1 protein-coding gene is annotated in these 347 nt (G+C 73.5%); it reads right to left on the reverse strand.

What is annotated here, in order from left to right; all coding sequences use genetic code 11:
- Positions 1–347, reverse strand: a 347-nt coding sequence (locus tag FAF44_RS53900; RefSeq protein ID WP_237111216.1) for a universal stress protein, incomplete at both ends; no start/stop codon positions are given.

Consider the following 347-nt stretch of genomic DNA (forward strand, 5'->3'; position numbering starts at 1 on the left):
TCTCGACATCGGGGTGTTCGCCCCGCCAGGCCACGATCCGTTCCTGGGCGGCCTGGCACTCCTCCCGGAAGGAGTCCTCCAGAACACCGCTGAAGTCCAGACCGTAGGCGGACGTGATCGCCTGCTGCCAGGCGTGCACGACGAGGATCCGCGCGCCGCGGGCGCGGGCCTGCTCGACCGCGTAACGCAGCGCCTCCGCCGCCGCGTCGGAACCGTCGTCACCGACCACGACCTGGCCATGCCCGGTGCCGGCCGGTTCGCGGACCACGACCACCGGCCCCGGCGCGTGTCCCGCGACACCCAGGGTCACCGACCCGAGGAGCAGCCCGGAGAACCCGCCCACCCCA

Source organism: Nonomuraea sp. MG754425, from assembly GCF_021699195.1.
In the GTDB taxonomy this organism is placed as follows: domain Bacteria; phylum Actinomycetota; class Actinomycetes; order Streptosporangiales; family Streptosporangiaceae; genus Nonomuraea.